Here is a 22,855-nt window from a genome sequence, read left to right as displayed (position 1 = left end):
CATAAAATCTCCTATTGACCTCAAGTTAACTTGAGGTTTTAGAATACTATCACAATTTAACGTCAATATGAAATGAAAGGAGATTGAATGAAGAATGCACTAGTAACAGGTGGAGCTCGCGGGATTGGAGCAGCGACAGTAAGAGCTCTAGCAGCTGATGGACACAGAGTCTTTATTAATTATGTTAATAGCGAGAAGATCGCACAAGAGCTTGCCAATGAAATTATTTCTAAAGGTGGCGAAGCTTACCCAATTCAAGCTGACGTACGTGACGAAGCTCAAATACAGGCCATGTTTGATAAAATTGAAAAGGATCATGGACCGGTTTCAATTCTTGTATCAAATGCAAATATGAACTTTACAGCAAAGCCATTTCTTGAACAAAGCTGGGATGAATTTGCTCAAAAACTTAATGATGAAATGCGTGCTTCTTATATCACAGCAAAAATTGCAGCAGCACAAATGAAGAAGAATCGTTTTGGACGCTTAATCTTTATTTCAAGTACTCTCTCTGAATCACCTATGCCTTCATTCATTGCACATGGTTCAGCAAAAGGAGCACTTGATAGCTTTAGCAAATATCTAGCACAAGAGCTTGGGCCTCATAAGATTACATCTAATATTGTAGCTCCAGGTTTTGTTGAGACTGAAGCGACAAAAGATGCGCCAAGTGACTTTAAAGACTATCTAGCTTCTTTAACGCCGACACAAAGAAATGCTCAGCCAGAAGATGTTGCAAACACTGTTGCTTTTCTAGCGAGTGAGAAAAGTTCACACATAAATGGCACATACCAACCGGTTTGTGGTGGCGCATACCTACCATAACTTCCAAATAAAAAGGCCCTTTTATAAGGGCCTTCATTTTAATTAAAGATTAGAATTTACAAAATCCCAATTAACGAGATTCCAGAACGCATCAATATATGATGGCCTTGCATTTCTGTAGTCCACATAATAAGCATGTTCCCATACATCAATTGTAAGAAGAGCTTTTAGACCTGAAGTCATAGGAGTTTGAGCATCATCTGTATTAACGATCTCTAACTCTCCACTCTTGTTCTTTACTAACCATGTCCAACCAGAGCCAAAATTGGTTGCAGCAGTGTTAGAAAATTCTTCTTTAAATTTATCAAATGAACCCCATTTTGCATTAATCGCTTCTGCAACGGCACCACTTGCTTCTCCACCAGCATTTGGCGCAAGACAATTCCAGTAGAATGAATGATTCCAAACTTGAGCTGCATTATTAAATAAACCACCTTTTGAATTCATAATGATTTCTTCAAGTGACATATTTTCAAATTCAGTTCCAGGGATGGCCGCATTTAGTTTTGTAACATATGCGTTGTGATGTTTACCGTAGTGAAAATCAATTGTTTCGGCCGAAATATGAGGTGCTAGAGCATCTTTTGGCCATGGTAATTCAGGTAACTTATGTTCCATTTTAACTTCTCCTTGATAATATACGTTTAAGCATACGTCATAATAAGACCTCAACCTAGGTTGAGGTCAAGAAGTCTGGAGACTATTTTAAATTATCCTGAAAGAATTTTGTGATTTTTTCAAACGGGATAATATCTTTTTTGTCATAAAGATCAACGTGGTTCACACCAGGCATAACCATAAGCTCTTTAGGGTCGGCCGCTGCCGCATACGCATCCTTACTGAAATAAAGAGAGTGTGCTTCTTCTCCTGCAATAATGAGAATTGGACGAGGAGAGATCTCATTCACATAAGTCAGTAGTGGAAAATTCATAAATGATAGCGGCGAAGTTGCTGACCAACCAGTTGTCGAGTTAATCGATCTTTCGTGGAAGCCACGATCAGTACGATAGTAATCAAAAAATCTTTTTATAACGATATTGTCATCTTCAGAAAGAGTCTCCGGCAGATTACGTGGCCCAACACTTGGTGCGTCTTTATCAACGTCGGCATATCGTTGATTGCTTAGGGCCTCGAGTGCTTGTGTGCGTGTCTCTTTTGTTAAAGTATTTCCAACACCATTTGCCATGGCCGCCGACATATCATACATACTTGTCGTTACAACCGCTTTAATTCTCTTATCAACGGCCGCAGCACTTAATCCAAAACCACCAAAGCCACAAATTCCAATCACACCTATTTTTTCACGATCGACGAATTCTCGCGTACCAAGAAAATCAACAGCTGCGCTAAAGTCTTCTGTATTAATTTCTGCTGATGCTAAGTTGCGTGGCCAACCACCACTCTCCCCAGTGTATGAAGGATCAAATGCAAGCGTGACAAAACCTTTCTCTGCCATCTCTTGCGCATAAAGCCCTGAGGACTGTTCTTTGACAGCACCAAATGGCCCACTAACAGCTAGCGCTGGTAGCTTTTGTATTTTAGTATTCTTTGGAATATAGAGATCTCCAACAAGTTCAATATTGTAGCGATTCTTAAAGACCACTTTCTTATGTTCGACAAGTTCACTTTTCTTAAAAGTCTTATCCCATTCTTTTACTAAATTCATTCTAACTCCTTTCTTTATTTTTTGATTTGAGCAGGCCGTAAAAAATGCCAAGCTACCAATAACCATAAACTTCGATACATTCTTTATATTGAAGATTTCCATCATCAAGCTCCTTTTGTTTATAAATGGATTTTAGGCTAGAAAATTATTTCGATAAATGGCACAATATTTAAAGAATCATTAACTAAGGGTTACTAATGAATAAGGACCAATTTGACGGGCTTATTGCTCTAAAAGTCGTTGCTGAAAAGAGAAGCTTTAGTGCGGCCGCAGAAGAACTCCAAGTTTCTCCACCTGCAATTAGTAAAATGATATCAAGTCTTGAAGAGAAAATGGGGGTGACACTTCTAACTCGAACAACAAGAAGTGTAAGCTTATCCCAGGCCGGCAGAATATTTCTTGATCAAGCGGGACCTGCAATGGAGCAGATTATAACGGCCCAAGAGAATGCAAAGAGCTTCGGCAAGTCCACAACTGGAACTCTTAAATTAAATATGCCTGGAGTTTTTTATCCCTATTATATTTCTAAGCATATAAGAAGCTTTTTAAAAAAATATCCTGATGTCACAATTGATATCTTCTCTGATGATCAGGCCACAGATATATTCGATGAAGGTTTTGATGCAGGAATTCGCATTGATGATATTTTAGCGAAAGACCTAATTGCTCTTAAGTTATTCGGACCAGTTGAGTTTGTTGCCGTCGCCTCTCCAAAGTACTTAAAGGAAAATGGAACTCCGAAGCACCCTAAAGATCTTCTGGAACATAATTGTGTTCGCCACCGTTTTGGAAGTGGAAATAATATTTATGAGCGCTGGGAGTTTGAAGAAAAGAAGAAAGAATTTAGTGTTAAAATAAATGGAAATATTATTTTAAATAATTCTGAAAATATTCGCGAGGCCGCACTTTCAGATGTAGGGATTATCTATACAGAGCGTGGCAATGTTCAAGATTATATCGATAAAGGAAAGCTTGTTCTACTTTTAGAAAAGTATATTGCTACAAGCTCTGGCTACTACCTCTACTATCCTCACAGAAAGCATATGTCCCCGACCCTTCGTGCATTCATTGACCATATGAAAGAATTAAAAAGTAAGAAATAAAAAAGCCTCCAGTACGGAGGCTTTTTAGCAGTTGCGAAACCAAAGGTGCATGGCACCCTTACACGCGGTAGAGAGAAGCGGCCCAAGTAAAGCCAGCACCGAATGCAGCACTTGCCACAAGCATACCAGGCTTTAGAACGCCTTCTTTCATCGCATCGTGCATTCCTAGAGGAATTGTCGCAGCAGTTGTATTTCCATATTTTTGAATTGTATTGAAAACTTTCTCTTCAGGAATTCCCATCACCTCTGCAACTTTAGAATTGATTCTTAAGTTTGCTTGGTGGAATAAGAAAACATCAACGTCGTCAACTGTTACACCATTTTTGGCCATAAGCTTTGAAAGTGCTTCAGTCATTCTTTTTACAGCGTGAACAAAAACAGTCTTCCCATTCATTTGTGGGTAGTGAAGTTTTTCATCAAGCATGGCCTGTGAAAGTCTCTCAGTCGAATCAAAACCAGTCCCCGCAGCTGGAAGCCAAAGCTCTTTAGCATACTTCCCTTCACTATGAAGAGAAGCGTCGATAAAGCACGGCTCAGTCTTCTTATCATTAACTTCTGTTGCACTCATAACGATAGCACCAGCACCATCACCAAAGAGAACAGAAACATTACGTCCATCAGGAGTTTGATCTAATCCTTTTGAGTGCACTTCAGCACCAACAACAAGAATATTCTTATTTGAACCACTAACAATAAATTTATCAGCAACAGTCATGGCATAAAGAAAACCAGAACACTGTTGACGAATATCGATTGCTGGGATTTCTGAAAGCCCAAGCTTCTCTTGTAAGAAACAACCTGTACCTGGAAAGTCAAAGTCAGGAGAGAGAGTTGCTAAGATAATCATGTCGATATCTTCTTTATTAATGCCAGCATTTGCGATGGCCTCTTCACTCGCCTTAAGAGCAAGATCTGAAGTTGAAGTCTTTGAATCAACCCAATGACGTTGCTCAATTCCTGTGCGCTGAACGATCCATTCATTAGAAGTATTCATCATTTCTTCGATATCTGAGTTTTTAAAAACTTGTGGTGGTACGTAAGAACCCACACCAATAATTTTACTTGCCAAAACACCCATAGTATTTCCTTTTCATAAATTTTCTTACATCTGAATTGGTGATTGATATCTTTTCAATTTAACACAAGATTCGCATATGCGATAGAGAGGACACTTACAATTTTATTTTTCTTAAATTGCCCCGATGTGATTTTTATGGGCCATTTCTTGCTCCGTTTTTTTATTGGCCAAGATATGTTTTCTTGTTAAAGTATAATCATTCCAAGGAAGGAATTAAAATGACTAAGCTTAGTCACCTTATGGTGCTTATCTACATTCAAATGAGTTTCAGCGCGTCTGCTGGTTACAACTCAACCCAACTGACGAAATACTCTTACTACCCAGAGGATACGGCCCAGTTCATCTCAAACACAACGATAAATTCTTCTAAAAAAATTAAAGCAAAGCTTAGAGAGATCTTAGTATCTGCTCATATTAGAACACCAAATAAAAACGACTTACTTGCTAAAGATTGCAAGGGTAGACAAAATTGTTTTACTCAAAGAGTTCCAAGAAATTACAAGGAAGCTAGAAAGTATTTATTTGGAGATGTTTACCTTCAAACTTCTTCTCAAGGATATTACGTAAAAGATATTTACTGTAACCAAGAAGTTGATGAAAGAGATGGTGTTGGGAAAATGCAAATCCCAAATCATCAAGTCATGAATTGTGAACACAGTTGGCCTCAATCTCGCTTTAATCCGAGAGAGGGCCGCAACACTCAAAAGAACGATCTTCATCACTTATTTCCTGCAAACTCAAGAGCTAATTCATCACGCAGTAATCACCCATTTGGTGAAGTTAATGGAAGAGTTGTGAATTCTAATTGTCAGGTTTCGCATATTGGTGAAGTCGATTATGCAAATGAAACAACAACATCATTTGAACCACCTGAAGAGATTAGAGGAAATATCGCAAGAGCACTTTTCTACTTCTCTACTCGCTATAATCTTCCAATCGATGAAGCTCAGGAATTCTATTTGAGAAAATGGCATAAAGATGATCCTGTTGATGCATTTGAGGTAAGAATCAATAACCGAATTTATGAAATTCAAAATAGTCGCAACCCATTTATTGACGACGAAACTCTAGTTGATGCTATTAAAGATTTTTAAGCTTACCATTCTACTCATATCAGCCAGCTTGATTGCCTCATGTGCAACAAAGCAAGCACCAGTGAAGCCCCTAACTCAAAGAGAGAGACAACTTCTCTACTATAAGAAGCTTAGAGCGGCAAAGTGGAATGAGATCACAAAGAAGCGCTCTCAAGTTCAAGAGCGTCGCTACCACAAGAATAAGAAGATTACTGTTGAAACAAGAAAGAAAAAAGTTTCTCCTAAACCTAGAAAGGTTTCACCGGTAATTCCTGTTGATCCTAATGAGCAACGAATCGAAATTGAGCAACTAATTTCATTCCACTGTATAAAAGAGAGAATGGATAATTGTGACGAATTATCGACTAAGATCTACGAAAATTGCCTCCAAGAGTTTAACCCTGGAGACAAGAGACTTACTAACTGTGTGACAAAAGCTCTAAGATAACTATTCGTTACCGGCTTTCTTTTCTAACTCTTTTTGAAACTCTTTGAGTTCTTTTTCAGCTTTCTTTTTAAGTTCTTCTTGCTTCTTCTTTAAGGCCTCTTTCTGCTTACGTCTCTCCATGAGATCACGTACAACACCTACTCGTTCAGCATTAGGCCCACCTGCTTTCCCAGCTTTTCTTCATCCTCCTCACTAACAGCTTCCTTCTTCTTAGGTTTGACTTTTGAAAAATGCCAATAGGCCTTTACTAGATCCCTGGCCTCTTTCTCTTCGAGCTTTAACCTTTCCTTTAAATTCATAGATTTCTCCTTGCCATCATGGTTGAGTGGTCAACTATATTCTATTTGGCCATATGAATCATTTCATATCAACTTAAGATAGTTTTAGATTTTCGAACAAAGTGAAAATTAACTTTGTGTTAAGTTTTTCTATTATTTTTAAACATTAGAGACTGGTTGTTGAGTTAAGTAAGTATCAGATGTATAATTCTATGGAATGAAGAGTTTAGTAATCAATACCATTGTTAATGCAAGTGTCGAAGAAATATTGAATAATTTCAATGCCGATACAATGCAGGAGGCGACACCTCCTTTTATCAATTTAGAAGTGCCTCGCTTCGACGGTAACTCTGTATCTGATCAAACTCACCTAATTACATCAATCTGTGGCCACTACCAGTCTTGGGTTATCGAAGTGACTCAGAAGAAAGAAACTTCTGATGGAATTATCATTCGAACAGAGGCCATTGAAACCCCATTTCCATTCACAATGTGGATTCATACTTATCATATTCGCGATATTGGAAATGGCCAAACAAAGATCACAGATAATATCAAATATAAAACTGAAAACTTTGCATTTGATTTACTTATTTATCCAATTATCTACTTCATTATGTACTACCGAAAACCAATTCTAATGGACAAGTACAATAAAGAATTAAATATCTAATTATGGCCAAACGAAACCATTGCCCCAATTGCCTACGTCCACAAGGCCAGTGTCTATGCCACACAATTGAACAAGTACCTTTAGAAAATAGACTGATCATTTTACAAGACCAAAAAGAAGCACTTCATCCCTTTAACACGGCCAGACTGGCAAAGCTGGTTGCGCCAGATATTGAACTTGTGACGAGTGAAAATATCAACGAGAAGTTGATGCAAGAAATTAAGGGACTAAGGCCATTTCTACTTTTTAAAAACGAAAAATCCATTGCCTTAAATGCTGAAAACATTCACTTATTAGAGAGCAAAAATTTTATTGCTTTAGATGGGACTTGGAAGAAGGCCAGAAAGATCTATCACACATGGCCCCAGCTTAGTGATCTGCCTTGCTTTCACTTGGAATTAGATGATCAAAAGACAATATATCAAAGTATTCGCAAGTCTTGCGGTGAGACACACCTATCAACTCTAGAGGCCATCACAGCAACTCTCCTTGCCTTAGGTGATATTCAAGAGAGTCAAAAGGATCAATTTCTTGCGCCATTAAAAGAGCTTATAAAACAACAAGAAGCCTTTCAACACAAACCCAATTAATGCTATTATAATCAAATGAAAATGATTCTAAGCCCTCGAATTAGCGATCTTGATCAGTGTCCATATTTAAAAGAGGAAATGGAACAGCACGAGTTCTTCTTTAGTTCTGAATTAAATGATACTGAATTAGATTTTTTGCTTGAGCGTGGTTGGAGAAAATTTGGCCAATTCATCTTTAGGCCACTTTGTCCCAATTGCCAAAAGTGCATTCCCATTCGAGTTGATCTTAAAAAATTCAAGCTTACAAAGAACCAATCAAAGTTTTTAAAAAGAAATCACAATAAAGGTTTGCAAGTAAAGTTCTCACCGCTTTTATACAGACAAAAGCATTTTGAGATTTATCGCCTACATGGGCAAAACCGCTTTGTCGACAGTATTGATGCAACGATTATTGATAACGAGTTGCTCTTTAAAGAAACATTCTATCGCTTCACTGGAACCCAACTACTAAGTGAGGTTTTCTTTGATAATAAATTGATCGCTTTTGGAATTTTAGAGCAATCCCAAAATGCTTTAAGTAGTGTTTATTTCTGCTATGATCCCCAATTTGAAAAAATGAGTCTAGGGCATCTTGGAGCACTTGCTGAAATTATGCATGCAAAGAATATGGGACTCGATTATTACTATCTTGGCTACTGGATTGAAGAGAATGAGTTTATGAAATATAAGTCTCGCTACACTCCTTACCAATTATATGACTGGAGCTCGAAGAGCTGGGAAAGCTAGTCGATAATATAACGAAAAGTTAAGTTGATTCTCTCATCAACCTGTTTGGCCGTCTTATTTAATTGATGCTTCCAATTGTGTTGAAGAGCGCCTTTCATAATTAAGAGACTCTTATCTTCAAGAAGAATCTCAACCTTTTCAACGGATTTATCAAAGCGATGCTTTAAAACAAATTTACGAGACTCTCCAAATGAAGCAGAAGCAATCACAGGATTTCTCCCAAGACTTGCCTCATCGTCACTATGCCAGGCCGCATAGTCTTTTCCATCACGGTATAGATTACAAAGACATCCATTAAATTGATGTTTTGTTATTTTTTCAATTTCTTCTTTTAGAATGAATAAATTATCGCTCCAATTATTGCGAGGTAATTTAACCCCAGAATAGCTATATTCTTTCTCATCACTATACCAAGCATGTAGTCTTGGAATCGCGTGAGTTTTACCATAGAGAGTAATTTCACCTTCTTGCCATCTAAGGGAGTTCTTCAAATCATTAAATTCAATCTTAGTCTTAGCAAAGAAGTTTGGATAATAAATCACCGTGCCATCTTTTAAATTGAAGACGACTTCTTCATTTTCATTCTCACCTGTTCCAAATAGATCAAATTGACTCATTACTCTCCTAAAAATTAGAATTCAAAATTTAATAATCCTAAGTATGCTGTAGCAGCATCAAACTTATACCCATCAATTTTATAAAGTGAATAACCAATTGTTAAGTAAGGATTCCAGGCCGCTAAGTTAAAATCAAATCGGGCCCCAATATCACTAATTGTTGTATCAAGATTATAACAGTGATCAACCTCACAAAGATCTGTCTCTCCATAATTGAAGGCCGTGTAAGCTCCTACTCCAAAGCCACTAGTCACCATATAAGTGTAAGAGAGATTTACTCCCGCACCAGAATAATCAATCTTATTTAAGATTTCATATTCAACACCATTTTCTAATGTGATTGTATCGGCCTTTAGTGAGCGAATCCCAAGGCCCAGGCGGAATTTGTGATTATCTATTTTCTTAACACCACTAATTGAAAGCTCATTACCTATTAGATTTAATGAAGTTCCATAAAAGTCCAATGTTGATGCGATGGCACTGATTCCAAGTTGAAATTTAAAATCGTCTTTTTCCTCGACAAACTCAGGAACTAGAACTGCTTGGGTATTTTGTATTGTCTTCGGACTTTCTTGTTCGACTTTTTCAACAGGGGCGTCTTCTACTTCTTTAACTTCTGCTTTTTGCGTTGAAAGAGATTTCGCAATCTCTTTTGCCAGCTCTTGTTTAACAAGAAGGCGCATTTGCTCATCTTTAATTGTCGAATTAATCTTCTCAACTTGAGTATTATACTCTTCTAATGACATTCCAAATGCTTGAGTTGATAACGCCATAATAAATAATAAAGATGAAATCCTCTTCACTTCTTCCCCCATGTTCCTATTTGTAAATATTAGAGCAACATAGAGGCCAAACTATTTTATGCGTTTTTAACAACTTATATCAGAGCATTGCATACTTTCTAAACATAAAGCCTAATCTTAGGACAATTTTAAATATTGAGAAAAAATTGAAAGCAAACGCCACGAAAAAGACACGGTCAAAAAGGCGTAAAAGATGCCTAAGTATCTAAAATTGCAACAAATCTTATATAATACTAAGGAGATGGACACATTTTCGATAAAATACTCTTATAAGGTGAGGAGAACGCTATGAAAATGGCAAGCGGACAATTTGTAATTATCAAGAAGTTATTAATAACTCTTATTTCATGGTCAATGCTTTTGACTCCTATGGCCTACGCCCAAGAGCAAACGGATGTGAATACACAGGCCCAGCAGGAACAAGTCCAATCTGAAACGCAGCAAGAAAAGACTGCAGACTCCACACAATCAGAAGAAGATGACGGCCGCACAGAAGTACAAAAACAATCAGATCCCAACTACTGTTATCACGATGGAACAAATCAAAAGTGTGAGGGTGGAAATGTTTATAATTGTCACCTCGAACAATGTGTTAATGCCAACGACAATAAGAACTACAATATGGAATATCAAAATTGTGGGATTGATAAAAAGTGTCAGGAAGATTTAAAGGCCGATGCAAAGCTCTTTACTAACCATAAGACAAGCGGTCCAAAAGGTGCTTCAGATACGATGAGTTATCTGGCAGCTGCTGCTCAAGTAGGACAAGGCTGTGTTCTTTTATTCGGTGGAATGTGCCAGACAGATGGAATCGGAACAATGCTCTCAGGGGCGATCATACTCGCAGTTGCTCTTATGTCGGCCATGGGTGATGGCTACAAGAAGAAGTTTAAAGGTTATAAAGATGCCTTAGCAAAACTTGATGAACAAGATGAAAAAGCATGGAATCACCAAACTCAAAGAGTTGCTCTTGAAACTGAAGTTCAACTTTTAAAAGATATGGAAAAGGCAGCACAGGATAAGATGAAGCATCATAAGAGAATTATGATGATGATTACAATCTCTACTGCTATTGCGGCCATTTGTGCGGCCCTGACAATCTTTGGCTGTCCTGCTTCAAACCCGTGTACATATTGGGTTTTAGGTCTTGGTGCAGTGGCACTGGCACTTGAAAGCCAGGCCCTTTCTTCTGCTAAGAAGGCCCACAAGAGCGCAAAGAGTGCCCGAGAAAAAACAGAAGTCGTTCTTAGAAAACTCTTGGCCCGCTACAATAATCAATACAATCCGGCCTCGAGCCAAAAAACTTCTGTTGCCAGTGGTATGGCCACTCCTGGTTCACAGGGATTAGGAATGAGTAATAATGATACAACATTCGACGTGGATGAAGTGAAGACAGAAAAGCTTAAAACAATTCCTAAGATGGATATAAAGATGGGGAAACTTGGCACAACAGGTGAAAACTTTGCCAACGCTATCGGACTTAGTGAAGTACAAGGTGGCTATAATAAGACAAAGGCCACAGGTAACTCAAAGTATGTAAACGAAGCACTTGATAAAAATGCTGCTAAAATTAACAAAGCGGCCAATCGTGTTCTTAAAACACTCGCAAAATCTGATAAGACTAGTGCCAAGGCCAAGAAGGCAATCAATGCGATCCTTAATCCAGCAGGAAATTCTAAGTATCTAGCAGATACGCTAGCTGGTCATGTATCCCCTGTTCAGATGGCCCTTAATTATCGAAGAGCTGGTGGACGTAATGCGGCCAGAGATATCGCTAAGAATTCACAAGACTTAGAAAAAGGAACAGGAGAAGGTCTTGCTGTTGCATATGACCCAGCTTCAAAAGACTACTTAAACAAGCTTAAGAGTCAACTTAATGGTTTTGAAAGTTTACTCGACAGTGAAGATGGAGTTATGGCGCTATCTAATTTTGATCCAACAGTGAATGAGGATGCAGTTGAGCAATTAAATGACGAAGAAATCATTGATGATAAAGGAACAATCCACAAGGACTCAAAGCTGTCCCTGTGGAAGATTATTTCAAATCGTTACAATGTTATAAAATTAAAAAAGACACTAGAGTAATAAACTAAGCTTCGCAGCAGCTATCATCTCTTTGAATCTGTTGTGAAGCTTTCTTTTCTTCAATAACTTCACTAATCTTATTAAATTCTTTTAAGAAGATATGTTTAAATTTAACCATCTCATAATTAGCAGAAACCCCATGACGCTTCTTAGGATCTTCGTCAGGAATTCCAACTTGTACAGGATATCTTAGTGCAAGGTAGTCCGCAGGTAGCTCATGCACTCCTACACCAAATGGTAAAAACTTATTTCCATTTGTAAGAACTGGCCTTCCACAACTTAAGGCCTTAAGTGAAAAATGTGGAAACTTATCTGTCGTATCAATTAGATACTTCGTTCCAGCTAAAAGTGGAGCGAGCTCACCTGAGCAGCGATCACCAAAGAAAAGCTCAGGATGCTTAGTCGCATATTGCCCTAAGTGATCATGCTTTCCGATGAATTTGAATTTCTTATCACCATAAATATCGATGATCTTATAAACTTCAGAGCTTGTAAGTGGCTCACAGTTAATTAAGAAGTAATCACGCTTAAACATTCCTTCAGGAAGAATCTTGTAATCCTTTAAAGCAATTGCTGGCGTTACCTGAGTTGCACTTGGAAACTCTTCTAAAATTGCTTCTTCATTTGACCAAAGTGTATTTGCTCTTTTTAAATATTTTCGCTGTTTCGTACGAGTAAATGCTTTGAAAAAGAATTCCTTAAAAGAGGACTTCTTCTTAATCGAATTAATATCTTCGACAAAGTAAGTGAAGAGATAAGTATCATCACACATCTTGATTTCTTGAGAAAAACCACGAGAAAGATTAACCACAAGATCAACACTACATGGAATAAATAAACCTCTAGCGGCACCGTGTACTAAGTGAGATTTATCAACTAAGTCTTCCCAAGATTTTACAAAGCGGTTTAGAAATGTTGAATGAATTTTTCTTTGTTCAACTGGCCCTAGAACCTGACCTTGTCTATGGACAAGAGTATAAAGCTCAACGTTATCACCAATAACACCAAGTATTGTTTCTAAACACTCAATATAATAATCTCTTTCAATAACAGCATCGCAGCTGACAACAACTTTTAACATAATATTCTCATTACCTATTTTTTATATTTTTAAAATAATTAGCAGTTTCTTTAATCCCTTGCTCAAATGAAATTTTTGGCGAGTACCCTAATTTCATAACACGACTAATGTCGGGTCTTCTACGTCTTGGATCATCTTTTGGCAGTTCCTGGTATGATAATTTTGATGATGACTCGAGAGTCGAAACAATTAATTCTCCCGTCTCCTTAATTGAATACTCATCTGGGTTTCCAATATTATAAGGCATCTCATCACCTAGCATTAGAACGTGATCAATTGCGTTTGCAAGATCAGTTACATAGCAAAATGAGCGAGTCTGGCCTCCATCACCATAAATTGTGATATCCTCTCCATCCAATGCTTGATTGATAAAATTAGGAATAACACGGCCATCATCAGGACGCATACGAGGTCCATAAGTATTAAAGATACGAACAATACGTGTATCGACATTGTACTTTCTAAAATAAGTCATTGTCAGGGCCTCAGCAAAGCGCTTTGATTCATCATAGCAACTTCTTGGGCCAATTGGATTAACATGTCCAACGTAATCTTCAACTTGTGGGTGAATCTCGGGATCACCGTAGATTTCCGAAGTTGAAGCCTCTAGAAATCTTGCTCCATGATCTTTTGCAAGCTCGAGAAGATTATGAGTTCCAACTGAATTGGCCATCATGATCTCAAGTGGGATGATTTCAAAATCAACCGGAGAAGCAGATGACGCAAGAGAGAGGATGAAGTCAAACTTCACCTCTTCAAAATCAGGCAGTCCCTGAACAATATCACACTTAATAAAGTGGAAGTTTTCATATTTAGAGAGAAGTTCAATATTAGAATTTGAACCTGTTATAAAATTATCAAGGCCATAGACTGTCGCACCTTTATCAAGATAAAGCTGGGCAACAGTTGAAGGAACAAAACCTGCTGCTCCTGCAATCAAAAAAATCTTATCTGTTAGATCCATTGGTAAATGGCCCACCTAGTCTCCCTAATAAAATTAATTCACTTGAACGTTTAATTCGTGTTTTCTATTTGCTAATTGTAGCATCGTTGATCCGAGCAGTAAAAATGCCCCACCCAATAGCTGAACAACGCTAAGCTTCTGATCAAGGGCAACCCAATTGATTATGACTGCAAAGAATGGAAAAGACATTTCAGCAATAGTACAAACCTTAGCAGAGACTAGTCCTAGCCCCTTATAATAGAAGTACATTCCAAAAATTCCAGAAATGAGGGCCAAGATACTAACCTTTCCCCATAACTCAATTGGAAAATTAAGTCCTGTGCCTGTTCCAATCATAAAAGGAATAATAGCAAGAAGGCCGACTGCAAAGCGCAGTGACATCACTTCTTTTTCAACCCAATTCTTCTTCATTAGGTACTTTCCAAATACTGTCGCACTCCCCCAACTCATGACAGAAATGAGAGCTAGGCAAAGCCCATATAAAGACGAGCGATCAAAGCTCACTTGTCCAGTCTTAATCAAATTAATAGCGCTATTAATATCCTGGTAGCTAATTAATATTGCCCCAAATAATGAAACAGCTGCCCACAAGAGAAAGCGCTTCGTGATACGCTCTTTTAAAATAAGGTAAGCAAGACTTATGGCAATAAATGGTTGAAGCTTTTGTAAGAGAATAACCAGTGATGGATTTAGGAGCGCAAATGATTTTGTGAAAGTTAAAGTAGCAATGGCCGAGCCCATTGCGCCAATCATAAAGAAGCAAAGCATTTCAAATGGCTTCATCTTTAAGATTTTCTTTCTTGCAATATAGAGAGTTGGAAGAAAGAGAATGGTAAGAAATAAGTGCTCACCAAAAACAATGATCTCACTGCTATTGTACTTATAAAGCAGAGGATAGCGAATAAGCGTATCCAGCGCCCAAATAAAGCAAGCAATGAGAATAAAGCTTAAACCTTTCACTTCGTAAAGTACCCACTCATGAATTCATCAAAGACAAGTTTCGCACGATCAGAAGCAAGTTGCTTTTTGACTTTTTTACGATTCTTACGATCACGTCTTTGTTCTTTAGTAAGAGTAACCGGAGGAAGAAGTCCGAAGTTAATATTTGATGGAGTTGGCTTAGGCACTGTCATAATATAGTTAACAAGGGCACCTAGTCCTGTCTCCACAGGAAATTGTTTAACTTCCTCACCTCTTAACTTCTTAAGAAGTTGAAGCGCTACATACTGTCCCATGGAAGCTGACTCAGTATAACCTTCAACTCCAGTAATCTGACCAGCAAAGTAAATATTAGGAAATTTCTTAACACTTAGATCAAAATCTAGCAGTGTTCTTGAGTTAATAAATGAGTTTCTATGAACAGAACCTAGGTGAAGAAAACTTGCATTTTCAAAACCAGGAATCATCTTAAAGACACGTGTTTGCTCAGGGTATTTTAGACGAGTCTGGAATCCAACCATATTAAAGGCCGAACCGAGTAGATTTTCACGTCTTAGCTGAACACAGGCATATGGAAGAGAGCCATCAGGTAATTCCAGTCCAATAGGCTTCATACATGAGAAACGGGCCGTATCAACACCACGCTCTGCCATAATATCAACAGGTAGGCATGACTCGAAGAATTTATAATCTTCAAAATTTTGTGCCGGTACTTTCTCTGCCTTAACAAGCTCTGCGATAAAAGCTTCATATTGCTCCTGATTCATTGGAGCATTTAGATAATCCGCTTCCTCACCTTCCTCTTCACTTACTGGCTTGTGGCGATCCTTATAATATAGCTTTGAGTAATCAAGACTGTCTCCATCCACTACTGGTGCAATTGCATCGTAGAAATAGAAGTCGTCATTTGAAATATTCTTAACGATCCAATTTGATAGGCCTTCTGTCGTTAGAGGGCCAGAAGCGATAATACAAGCATCTGCTTGATACTCGGCCATTAGCGCCTGAGGATCTGATGCATCTTGTGCAACAATTGTGATCTTTTCATTTTTATGAAGACGATCAGTTACTTCTCCTGAAAAGCCATCACGATCTACCGCAAGTGCATCCCCAGCTGGAACCGCATGCTTTCTTGCAGAGTCAAGAATGATAGAGCCAAGAGCGTCCATCTCATATTTAAGAAGTCCATGCCCAGAAGCTGGATTCATCGACTTAAGTGAGTTCGTGCATACTAATTCTGCGAATGCATCGATTTTCTGTGCTGGGTTTTTCTGGATCGTTTTATTTTCTACAAGAATAACTTCAACACCATGATTTGCTAAAAAATTGGCGGCTTCACTACCGGCCATTCCAGCACCAATAACAATTACTTTTTGCGAATTAGACAATTTCAACCTCTTTAATATACTTAAATGATGATATAGACCTTATATATGCAAACATGCTATAAAGTCCATTAATTACCAGTATTTAACGTATATTATTAACATAGAGACGACGCAATGCAAATAGTCATTCATCAAACTGATCACACCATTGGCAACTTTACACAAGTTTACAAATACATAGAGAATCTTGTTCAATCTCAAGGCTTTCAAAATAAGATTCACATCTTTCCAGAGTCATTTTTAACAGGATATCCCCTACAGGATTTAGTTCTACAAAAAACATTTATTCGCGAATATCACGAATTGCTAGGTGCTCTAAAAGAGTTATTTTCCAAGACAGATTTTGAAGAGCACACGGCCTTGTTAATCGGTGGGGTTCGTTATGACTTTGAAGAAAATAATGAAATTCCTTCAAATATCTACAACGTCATTTATGAAGTCACTAAAGATGCTAATCTAAAGGATATTTATAAGAAGTGCCTTCTGCCGGCCTATGATATTTTTGATGAAACGAAATACTATACACCAGGAGATTCTGCCACAATTTGGACTCTTGGGGACTATAAATTTGGTCTTCTTATTTGTGAGGATATGTGGCATTCAAAGCAATACGCAATTGACCCACTCCAACTTCTTATGGACAAGGCCCAAGGTGAAAGCCTAAATGGAGTCATCAATCTAAGTGCGTCGCCGTGGAATATCGATAAAGAAGATAAGCGTCTTAAAAGGGCCAGCGAAATCTCAAAGGTATTTGATATCCCTTTTTACTACGTCAATAAAGTTGGTGCAGAAGATGAAATCATTTTTGATGGTGCAAGCTTTGTCGTCAATGGCCAAACAGTAATTGCCAAGGCCAAGTCATTTGTAGCGGATAAAATGGAAGTTGAAGTTGGCCCAGCAGTCAAAATGAAAGATCTAGGAGCAGCACCTCAGGGGAAACACTCTTGGGAATCCCTTTTTGGCCCTCATATTGAAAAGACTCCTAATGGAGCAAGGCTTAGGCCACTGAGTGAAGAAAAACTCGATGCTATTTTAGGTGCCATTAATTTAGGTCTACAAGACTATGCCAGAAAGTGTGGGATGAACAAATTCCTTGTGGCCCTTTCTGGTGGAATCGACTCAGCACTTGTCCTAACACTGGTTAAGTTATTCTTGCGACCTGGACAAGAAGTTGAGGCCATTTATATGCCTTCAAAATTCTCTGCTGGCCTAAGCTGGGAGATCAGCGAAGAGCTCTGTAAGAACCTTGGAATAAAGCTTCATAATGTACCAATTAAGTTTCTCCACTCATCAGTGCAAAACCTATTTCAAGACTCGCTAGACCCTCTATCAGGACTGGCCGATGAAAATATACAATCACGCCTAAGAGGCGCCTTACTTTATGCACGCTCAAACCAAACCGGAGCGATGGTCATCAACACATCTAACAAGTCTGAACTTGCTGTTGGCTACTCGACTCTATATGGTGACTCAGTTGGGGCACTTAGCATTCTTGGGGATCTCTATAAGAGTGAGGTTTTTGCCCTATCAAGGCATATCAATAAGAACTTCAACAATATAATTCCAGCTGCTGTTATTGAGAGGCCACCGAGTGCAGAGCTTAGGGCCGAGCAAAAAGATGAAGATTCTTTACCTCCGTACGACACCCTCGATATGATATTAGAATCATATCTTTCTTATCGCTACGACATGGAAGACCTTCTTAAGCTTGGGTTAAACAAAACTGAAGTTGAAAGAGTCATTAAACTGATATTAAATAGTGAATACAAAAGGCAGCAGTTCTGTCCTATTTTAAAACTTAAAGATAAAAGCTTTGGTTTTGGAAGACGTGTGCCGATATGTAAGAAGGTTGATTTTAATTTAGACTAGTCTATTGATTTAGGGAGTAAGAAAAGATGAATAAGACATTTGAAAAAGTAGTTAATTCTTTCGATGATGTAAAAGCAATGGTTGATAATGTTATTGCTAATAAATCTGTAAAAGAAGTAGAAAAGAACGTGATGAACTTTATCGGTCAAGTTGAGAAAGAAGCTCGCAACGTGATGGATAAAGATGTAAAGAAAGTTGTTCTAACGCTACAAAAAGAAAAAAAGAAAGTTGAAAAATTTGTTGATTCAACAATTCAAAAAGAAGTTAAGGCCGCTAAGAAGTATCTAGATGGACACATCAAAGATGTGCAAAAGCTTCAAAAGACACTTGATAAGTATCTTAAAGATGAAATGAAAAAGGCCAAGAAAACAGCAACAAAGAAAGTAAAAGAGGCCGAGGCGACAATTAAGAAGAAGGCCAAGACTGCTAAGAAAGTAGTAAAAAAGAAAGCGGCAGCAAAGAAGGCGCCTGCTAAAAAAGCCGCCCCAAAAAAGGTGGCAAAAAAAGCAACAAAAAAAGCGACCAAAAAAACAACTAAGAAAGTGGCCGCAAAGAAGGCCCCGGCCAAAAAAGCAGCTCCTAGAAAGGCCGCCAAAAAAACAGTTAAAAAATAGTACTCGACACTACTGAGGGAGCCTAATGCTCCCTCAAATATCCCACAAGGTGATATCATGGAAAAGAGTCTCAATTCACATATTCAAAAACTACTTCCCAAGTTTAAGGCATCTAAGAAAACAGAAATTAACTACCTCCTGCCAAAAGTTGCGACAATGCAAGAAAATGAGCTGCGCCAAGTCCTTCACAAAATGGCCGGCAGCTTCTCATGCTACAACTTCCTAAAAATCGGTGCCTCTCTAAAGGCCTTTGAAGTCGATCAAGATCTTGACTCAAAGCGTGATTTAGTTAAGAAAACTCTGGAAGAGATTTTAACCGAACTATAGCCCAAATCCCCATTTTTATTAACAATCCCTATCTTTTGAGTGATAATGCCCAAATACTCAAATTAGAATAAGGGAATTTATTTGAAGAAACTTGAAAGAAACTTAGGACTCTCATCAGTTATTTCAATCAGTATCGCGTCAATGCTTGGATCTGGAATTTTTGTTCTGCCAGGACTAGCATTCGAAGTGACAGGTCCATACGTATGGATCTCATATTTACTGGCCGGACTCTGTGTACTTCCGGCGGCACTATCAAAATCAGAACTTGCCACGGCCATGCCGGCATCAGGTGGTACATATATTTATATTGAAAGAACATTTGGGCCAATGGCCGGAACAATTGCAGGCCTAGGCCTTTGGATCTCCCTGCTACTTAAGGCGGCATTTGCCCTGATGGGTTTTGGTGCCTACCTTGGTGCTATAAGTGCAGGCTTTGATCTTAAAAACTTCGCCCTCATCCTCACTGCAATTATTACAATATTAAATATTGTCGGTGTTGGAAAAGTCAGTGGCCTTCTTATCGCCGTTGTCCTTCTTTCAACGATTGGCCTTACTGTTTTAAATATTGGAACACTCTCAACGGCCCAAGTTATCACAGGTATTCCATTTTCATTTTCACATATGGACTCAATTCTCTTGGCGGCAGGTCTCGTTTTTATTTCATATGCAGGTGTAACAAAGGTTGCGGCCATTGCAGAAGAAATCAAAACACCAGAGAAGAATCTTCCAAGAGGAATTCTGCTATCTCTTTTGATTGTCACACTCCTCTACTGTGTCACAACTCTGGCCCTTGCTAAGTACTTACCAATTGAGCAGTTAAAGAATAATCTAAGACCTATTTATACTCTGGCCTATGAGTTTGGAGGAAAGGGGTTTGGGATGATCATGGCCATTCTGGCCATTCTAACCATGACTTCCATGGCAAACGCTGGGCTTCTTGCGGCATCTCGTTTTCCATTTGCCATGAGTCGCGATCACTTGATTCCAAGGCTATTTGGCCACCTAGACCGTAGATTCTTAACACCTGTTTGGAGTATCCTTGCCTCAGGACTAGTTGTCGCCTGTGCAATCTACTTTTTAAATATTGCTAAAATTGCAAAACTTGCTTCGGCCTTTATTCTAACAATTTACATGATTGAGAATATCGCAGTTATTGCTCTTAGAGAGACTCATATTCAATGGTATAAGCCAACTTATAAGTCACCTCTTTATCCATATGTTCAAATTTTTGGAATCATTTCAACGCTCTACTTACTTGTTATGATGAAGGATCTTGCCGTAATTGGCCTTGTCTCAATTTCTGTCCCAGGTATCTTAATCTATCTCTTTTACGCAAAAGGACGCGTGAGTCGAAAAGGTGTACTTGGAATAAGAGGAAAGAGAACGGATCTAGTTAATGAGGCACAATTCCCAGCACCGGCAGCTTCTGAAAAGCTAAGCCTTGATCAGGATGCCAATGTTGTCGTTGCCCTTGTCGGTAATGAGAGATCTCCTGAAATGCTAATTGACATGGGGACAACTCTAGCTGGTGGTGAGCATATTGAAGTGGCCCACTTAACAGAGGCGCCAGAACAAACAGACCTGAATGACTTTACTGATGAAGACCCAAAGCTTAGATCGCTAAGACGTCGAGTAATTGCTATGGCCATTGAAAAGACCACACCGATTAACTTTGATCCTATCGTGACTCACGACTTATCAAAGTCTATTTTTGAAATTGGCCAAAGACTTCATTGCAATTGGCTCTTTATGGAGTGGAAAGGACGTCTTCGTGATACGTTCACAACTCAAAGTCCTGTAGCATGGCTTAGGTCGCACCTAAATTGTCACCTTGCTATCTTTAGAGACAATGGTGTTCGTTATATGAGAAAGATTATGGTTCTCATTGATCAGAACTCTAATGATGTCACTCTTATTCAAGCGGCCCAGCAAATTGCAGAGTCCCATAAAGCAGAGATTACCTTTATCTATCTTATCGATAAGGATCTAACGATTGAAGAAACTTCTCAAGTTGAAAAGTATATTCGCTTAATCAGTGATGATATGACTGTTCGAACGACTGGGCATATTATTAAGTATAATGACAAGGTCGATACCCTAGAGACTCTGACAGTTGAGTATGACCTACTTGTATTTAATTCAAATAAGAAGCATAGATGGTTTCATGTATTTGGAACAGAAGATGATCAGATTATGGCAAAGGCCTCTTGTTCAGTACTAGGGATTCATACAGGTAGTACGAATTAAAGAAGCTCAGATTTTGGTAATGTAATCATAAAGGTTGTGTACTCTGAGTCAGGATCGTAAGTCAGGGTACCACCGTGGTCCATAATAATTTCACGGCTGATATTTAAACCGAGACCTGTACCCTTCTCTTTACTCTTAGTTGTATAAAAGCGATTAAAGATTTTCTGAGCAATCTCTTTTTCAATCCCTTGCCCACTATCGAGAACCTCAACAATAACATGGTCTGTATCATCAAGAAGATTGATCTCAATCCATTGTTCTTTAAGTCCTGCAATAGCATCATGAGAGTTATTAAATAGGTTAATTAGAACCTGAATAACTTCCGACGAATTAATCGTAACGAGGTCTGAGTCCGCATCATTTGAAAAGACAATACGTAGACTCTCATCCACAAGGCCTGTTTTAAATAATGCAATTGAGTCGTGAATGATCGAAGATAGACTTGTCATCTCACGCATTGAGCGGTCATCTTGAGAGTAGATATTAAGGGAGCTCACAATATTTGCGATACGATTTTTCTGATCACCAATTGAACGAATCTTCTCTAAGAGCTGATCAGAAGAGATCTTCTCACCTCGACGCTCTATGGCCTGAACTTGAAGTTCAATAATAGCAAGAGGGTTATTTACCTCATGGGCGATATTAGCGGCCATCTGTCCAAGAGCTGTCCACTTACTCATTTTATCAATCGTAGCTTTCTGCGAATCGATTTCACGATTTCGACGAAATCTTTCAGTCACATCGGCCGTACGATCAAGAAAGAAGTGACCAAGTTGATTAAAGTCGTGATACTCCATCGAGCACTCAAATACCGACTCTTCATCATCTTCAACTTCGATAAAAACCGTATCGGTGATAATTTCACCTACAGACTTCTTTGCACGTTCTGCTCGTTGATAGAATTTTTTAAGATTCTTACCACTCACAACGTCTTTTATATTTTGGCCTACTAAAGGCCTATCATTCCAAGTAGCGTCAGCTTTTGAAACATAGACAAAATTATAATCCTTATCAAAGACAGTGAAAATATCAGAGCTTTGTTCAACCATTTCTCGAATAAAGAAATTCGTTGAACTCGTTGTAAGATTAACTTCGTGAGGTCGAATTTGCGACAGAACGCGCTTATTTCCCTCATCATCAACAAAGGGATTAAAATCGACATCCCAAGTAATACTTTCGCGGTTTAAGCGATTTGTTAAAATGATCTGCTCACGGCCGACTTCACCAGCTAAGGCCTTTGCGAAGCACTTTTTCACCTTCTTAATTTCACTCTCACTAAGATGGCCCTTGTAATAATCATAGACACTCATGCCTAGATAATCTTCAGTAAAGCCAAACATTGTCGTTGAAACAAAGAGAAAACGGGCCTCTTCATCGAATACAGCAACTCGAACGTTTTGTTCTTCAAAACTACCAAGCTTTAATAAATCGATGAGTTGCTGTGTGTTCATATACTGTCTA

At 38.4% G+C, this 22,855-nt stretch carries 23 protein-coding genes; 12 read left to right on the top strand and 11 right to left on the bottom strand.

Annotation, left to right across the window (positions count from 1 at the left end):
• Nucleotides 1-87: 87 nt before the first annotated feature.
• Nucleotides 88-825 (top strand): SDR family NAD(P)-dependent oxidoreductase, encoded by a 738-nt coding sequence (locus ABMA79_RS04380; RefSeq protein WP_393090596.1) that lies wholly within the window; start codon nucleotides 88-90, stop codon nucleotides 823-825.
• 42 nt (nucleotides 826-867) lie between these two features.
• Here the strand turns inward: ABMA79_RS04380 and ABMA79_RS04375 are convergent, their stop codons facing one another.
• Nucleotides 868-1,443: a superoxide dismutase gene (locus ABMA79_RS04375; RefSeq protein WP_393090593.1), complete on the bottom strand. Its 576-nt coding sequence runs from the start codon at nucleotides 1,441-1,443 to the stop codon at nucleotides 868-870.
• 82 nt (nucleotides 1,444-1,525) lie between these two features.
• Nucleotides 1,526-2,491: an alpha/beta hydrolase gene (locus ABMA79_RS04370; protein ID WP_393090590.1), complete on the bottom strand. Its 966-nt coding sequence runs from the start codon at nucleotides 2,489-2,491 to the stop codon at nucleotides 1,526-1,528.
• Between the two features lie 197 nt (nucleotides 2,492-2,688).
• Between ABMA79_RS04370 and ABMA79_RS04365 the strand changes: the two genes are divergently transcribed.
• Nucleotides 2,689-3,594: a LysR substrate-binding domain-containing protein gene (locus ABMA79_RS04365; RefSeq protein ID WP_393090587.1), complete on the top strand. Its 906-nt coding sequence runs from the start codon at nucleotides 2,689-2,691 to the stop codon at nucleotides 3,592-3,594.
• A 58-nt stretch (nucleotides 3,595-3,652) separates the two neighbouring features.
• Here the strand turns inward: ABMA79_RS04365 and ABMA79_RS04360 are convergent, their stop codons facing one another.
• Nucleotides 3,653-4,672 (bottom strand): 3-oxoacyl-ACP synthase III family protein, encoded by a 1,020-nt coding sequence (locus tag ABMA79_RS04360; protein WP_392855956.1) that lies wholly within the window; start codon nucleotides 4,670-4,672, stop codon nucleotides 3,653-3,655.
• Nucleotides 4,673-4,890: 218 nt separating this feature from the next.
• Between ABMA79_RS04360 and ABMA79_RS04355 the strand changes: the two genes are divergently transcribed.
• Complete coding sequence (locus tag ABMA79_RS04355; RefSeq protein WP_393090584.1) at nucleotides 4,891-5,766, top strand: endonuclease I family protein; 876 nt, start codon at nucleotides 4,891-4,893, stop codon at nucleotides 5,764-5,766.
• 28 nt (nucleotides 5,767-5,794) lie between these two features.
• Nucleotides 5,795-6,193, top strand: a complete 399-nt coding sequence (locus tag ABMA79_RS04350) for a hypothetical protein (protein ID WP_393090581.1) — start codon at nucleotides 5,795-5,797, stop codon at nucleotides 6,191-6,193.
• Nucleotides 6,194-6,330: 137 nt separating this feature from the next.
• Here ABMA79_RS04350 and ABMA79_RS04345 read toward each other — a convergent pair whose 3' ends face one another.
• Nucleotides 6,331-6,492 carry a hypothetical protein gene (locus tag ABMA79_RS04345; RefSeq protein WP_392855962.1) on the bottom strand — a complete coding sequence of 54 codons (162 nt, stop codon included), beginning with the start codon at nucleotides 6,490-6,492 and terminating at the stop codon, nucleotides 6,331-6,333.
• 196 nt (nucleotides 6,493-6,688) lie between these two features.
• On the opposite strand from ABMA79_RS04345, the gene ABMA79_RS04340 reads away from it, so the two are divergent.
• Genes ABMA79_RS04340 through ABMA79_RS04330 form a run of 3 tightly spaced genes read left to right on the top strand, consistent with a single transcriptional unit; the run spans nucleotide 6,689 to nucleotide 8,460 of the window.
• Nucleotides 6,689-7,144: a hypothetical protein gene (locus tag ABMA79_RS04340; protein ID WP_392855963.1), complete on the top strand. Its 456-nt coding sequence runs from the start codon at nucleotides 6,689-6,691 to the stop codon at nucleotides 7,142-7,144.
• Nucleotides 7,145-7,146: 2 nt separating this feature from the next.
• A complete protein-coding gene (locus ABMA79_RS04335) occupies nucleotides 7,147-7,734 on the top strand; it encodes a tRNA-uridine aminocarboxypropyltransferase (protein ID WP_393090578.1) in 588 nt (195 codons plus the stop codon).
• Between the two features lie 15 nt (nucleotides 7,735-7,749).
• Nucleotides 7,750-8,460, top strand: coding sequence for an arginyltransferase (locus tag ABMA79_RS04330; RefSeq protein ID WP_392855967.1), 711 nt, complete (start codon nucleotides 7,750-7,752; stop codon nucleotides 8,458-8,460).
• On the opposite strand, the gene ABMA79_RS04325 is transcribed toward ABMA79_RS04330, so the two are convergent.
• Together ABMA79_RS04325 and ABMA79_RS04320 are read right to left on the bottom strand one after the other, a co-directional pair.
• Nucleotides 8,457-9,077, bottom strand: a complete 621-nt coding sequence (locus tag ABMA79_RS04325) for an alpha-ketoglutarate-dependent dioxygenase AlkB family protein (RefSeq protein ID WP_393090575.1) — start codon at nucleotides 9,075-9,077, stop codon at nucleotides 8,457-8,459. The two genes, ABMA79_RS04330 and ABMA79_RS04325, sit on opposite strands and share 4 nt — an antisense overlap.
• Nucleotides 9,078-9,091: 14 nt before the next feature.
• The gene (locus tag ABMA79_RS04320; protein WP_393090572.1) at nucleotides 9,092-9,880 is read right to left on the bottom strand and encodes a hypothetical protein; all 789 of its coding nucleotides are present in this window, start codon (nucleotides 9,878-9,880) and stop codon (nucleotides 9,092-9,094) included.
• A gap of 288 nt (nucleotides 9,881-10,168) precedes the next feature.
• Between ABMA79_RS04320 and ABMA79_RS04315 the strand changes: the two genes are divergently transcribed.
• Nucleotides 10,169-11,965, top strand: a complete 1,797-nt coding sequence (locus tag ABMA79_RS04315; protein WP_393090569.1) for a hypothetical protein — start codon at nucleotides 10,169-10,171, stop codon at nucleotides 11,963-11,965.
• A 4-nt stretch (nucleotides 11,966-11,969) separates the two neighbouring features.
• On the opposite strand, the gene ABMA79_RS04310 is transcribed toward ABMA79_RS04315, so the two are convergent.
• From ABMA79_RS04310 to trmFO, 4 genes are read right to left on the bottom strand one after another with little or no spacing between them, the layout of a single operon-like run.
• Complete coding sequence (locus ABMA79_RS04310) at nucleotides 11,970-13,046, bottom strand: hypothetical protein (protein WP_392855973.1); 1,077 nt, start codon at nucleotides 13,044-13,046, stop codon at nucleotides 11,970-11,972.
• 10 nt (nucleotides 13,047-13,056) lie between these two features.
• Entirely contained in the window at nucleotides 13,057-14,025 is a 969-nt protein-coding gene (locus tag ABMA79_RS04305) for an NAD-dependent epimerase/dehydratase family protein (RefSeq protein WP_392855976.1), read from the bottom strand.
• 18 nt (nucleotides 14,026-14,043) lie between these two features.
• Complete coding sequence (locus ABMA79_RS04300; protein ID WP_392855978.1) at nucleotides 14,044-14,970, bottom strand: DMT family transporter; 927 nt, start codon at nucleotides 14,968-14,970, stop codon at nucleotides 14,044-14,046.
• A complete protein-coding gene (gene trmFO, locus ABMA79_RS04295; protein WP_393090566.1) occupies nucleotides 14,967-16,337 on the bottom strand; it encodes a methylenetetrahydrofolate--tRNA-(uracil(54)-C(5))-methyltransferase (FADH(2)-oxidizing) TrmFO in 1,371 nt (456 codons plus the stop codon). The genes ABMA79_RS04300 and trmFO overlap by 4 nt, the downstream gene beginning before the upstream one ends.
• Before the next feature lie 114 nt (nucleotides 16,338-16,451).
• Here trmFO and ABMA79_RS04290 point away from each other — a divergent pair, with 114 nt between their 5' ends.
• From ABMA79_RS04290 to ABMA79_RS04275, 4 genes are all read left to right on the top strand, one after another.
• Complete coding sequence (locus ABMA79_RS04290; RefSeq protein WP_393090563.1) at nucleotides 16,452-18,206, top strand: NAD+ synthase; 1,755 nt, start codon at nucleotides 16,452-16,454, stop codon at nucleotides 18,204-18,206.
• A gap of 26 nt (nucleotides 18,207-18,232) precedes the next feature.
• Nucleotides 18,233-18,820: a hypothetical protein gene (locus ABMA79_RS04285; protein WP_393090560.1), complete on the top strand. Its 588-nt coding sequence runs from the start codon at nucleotides 18,233-18,235 to the stop codon at nucleotides 18,818-18,820.
• Between the two features lie 57 nt (nucleotides 18,821-18,877).
• Nucleotides 18,878-19,147 carry a hypothetical protein gene (locus ABMA79_RS04280; RefSeq protein ID WP_392855986.1) on the top strand — a complete coding sequence of 90 codons (270 nt, stop codon included), beginning with the start codon at nucleotides 18,878-18,880 and terminating at the stop codon, nucleotides 19,145-19,147.
• 81 nt (nucleotides 19,148-19,228) lie between these two features.
• On the top strand, nucleotides 19,229-21,394 hold the full coding sequence (locus tag ABMA79_RS04275; protein WP_393090557.1) for an amino acid permease: 2,166 nt from the start codon (nucleotides 19,229-19,231) through the stop codon (nucleotides 21,392-21,394).
• Here the strand turns inward: ABMA79_RS04275 and ABMA79_RS04270 are convergent.
• Entirely contained in the window at nucleotides 21,391-22,845 is a 1,455-nt protein-coding gene (locus tag ABMA79_RS04270) for an ATP-binding protein (RefSeq protein WP_393090554.1), read from the bottom strand. The genes ABMA79_RS04275 and ABMA79_RS04270 overlap by 4 nt on opposite strands.
• Nucleotides 22,846-22,855 lie beyond the last annotated feature (10 nt).

This window comes from Halobacteriovorax sp. HFRX-2_2, from assembly GCF_043196705.1.
In the GTDB taxonomy this organism is placed as follows: domain Bacteria; phylum Bdellovibrionota; class Bacteriovoracia; order Bacteriovoracales; family Bacteriovoracaceae; genus Halobacteriovorax_A.
This window is presented reverse-complemented; position numbering and strand designations above follow the sequence as displayed.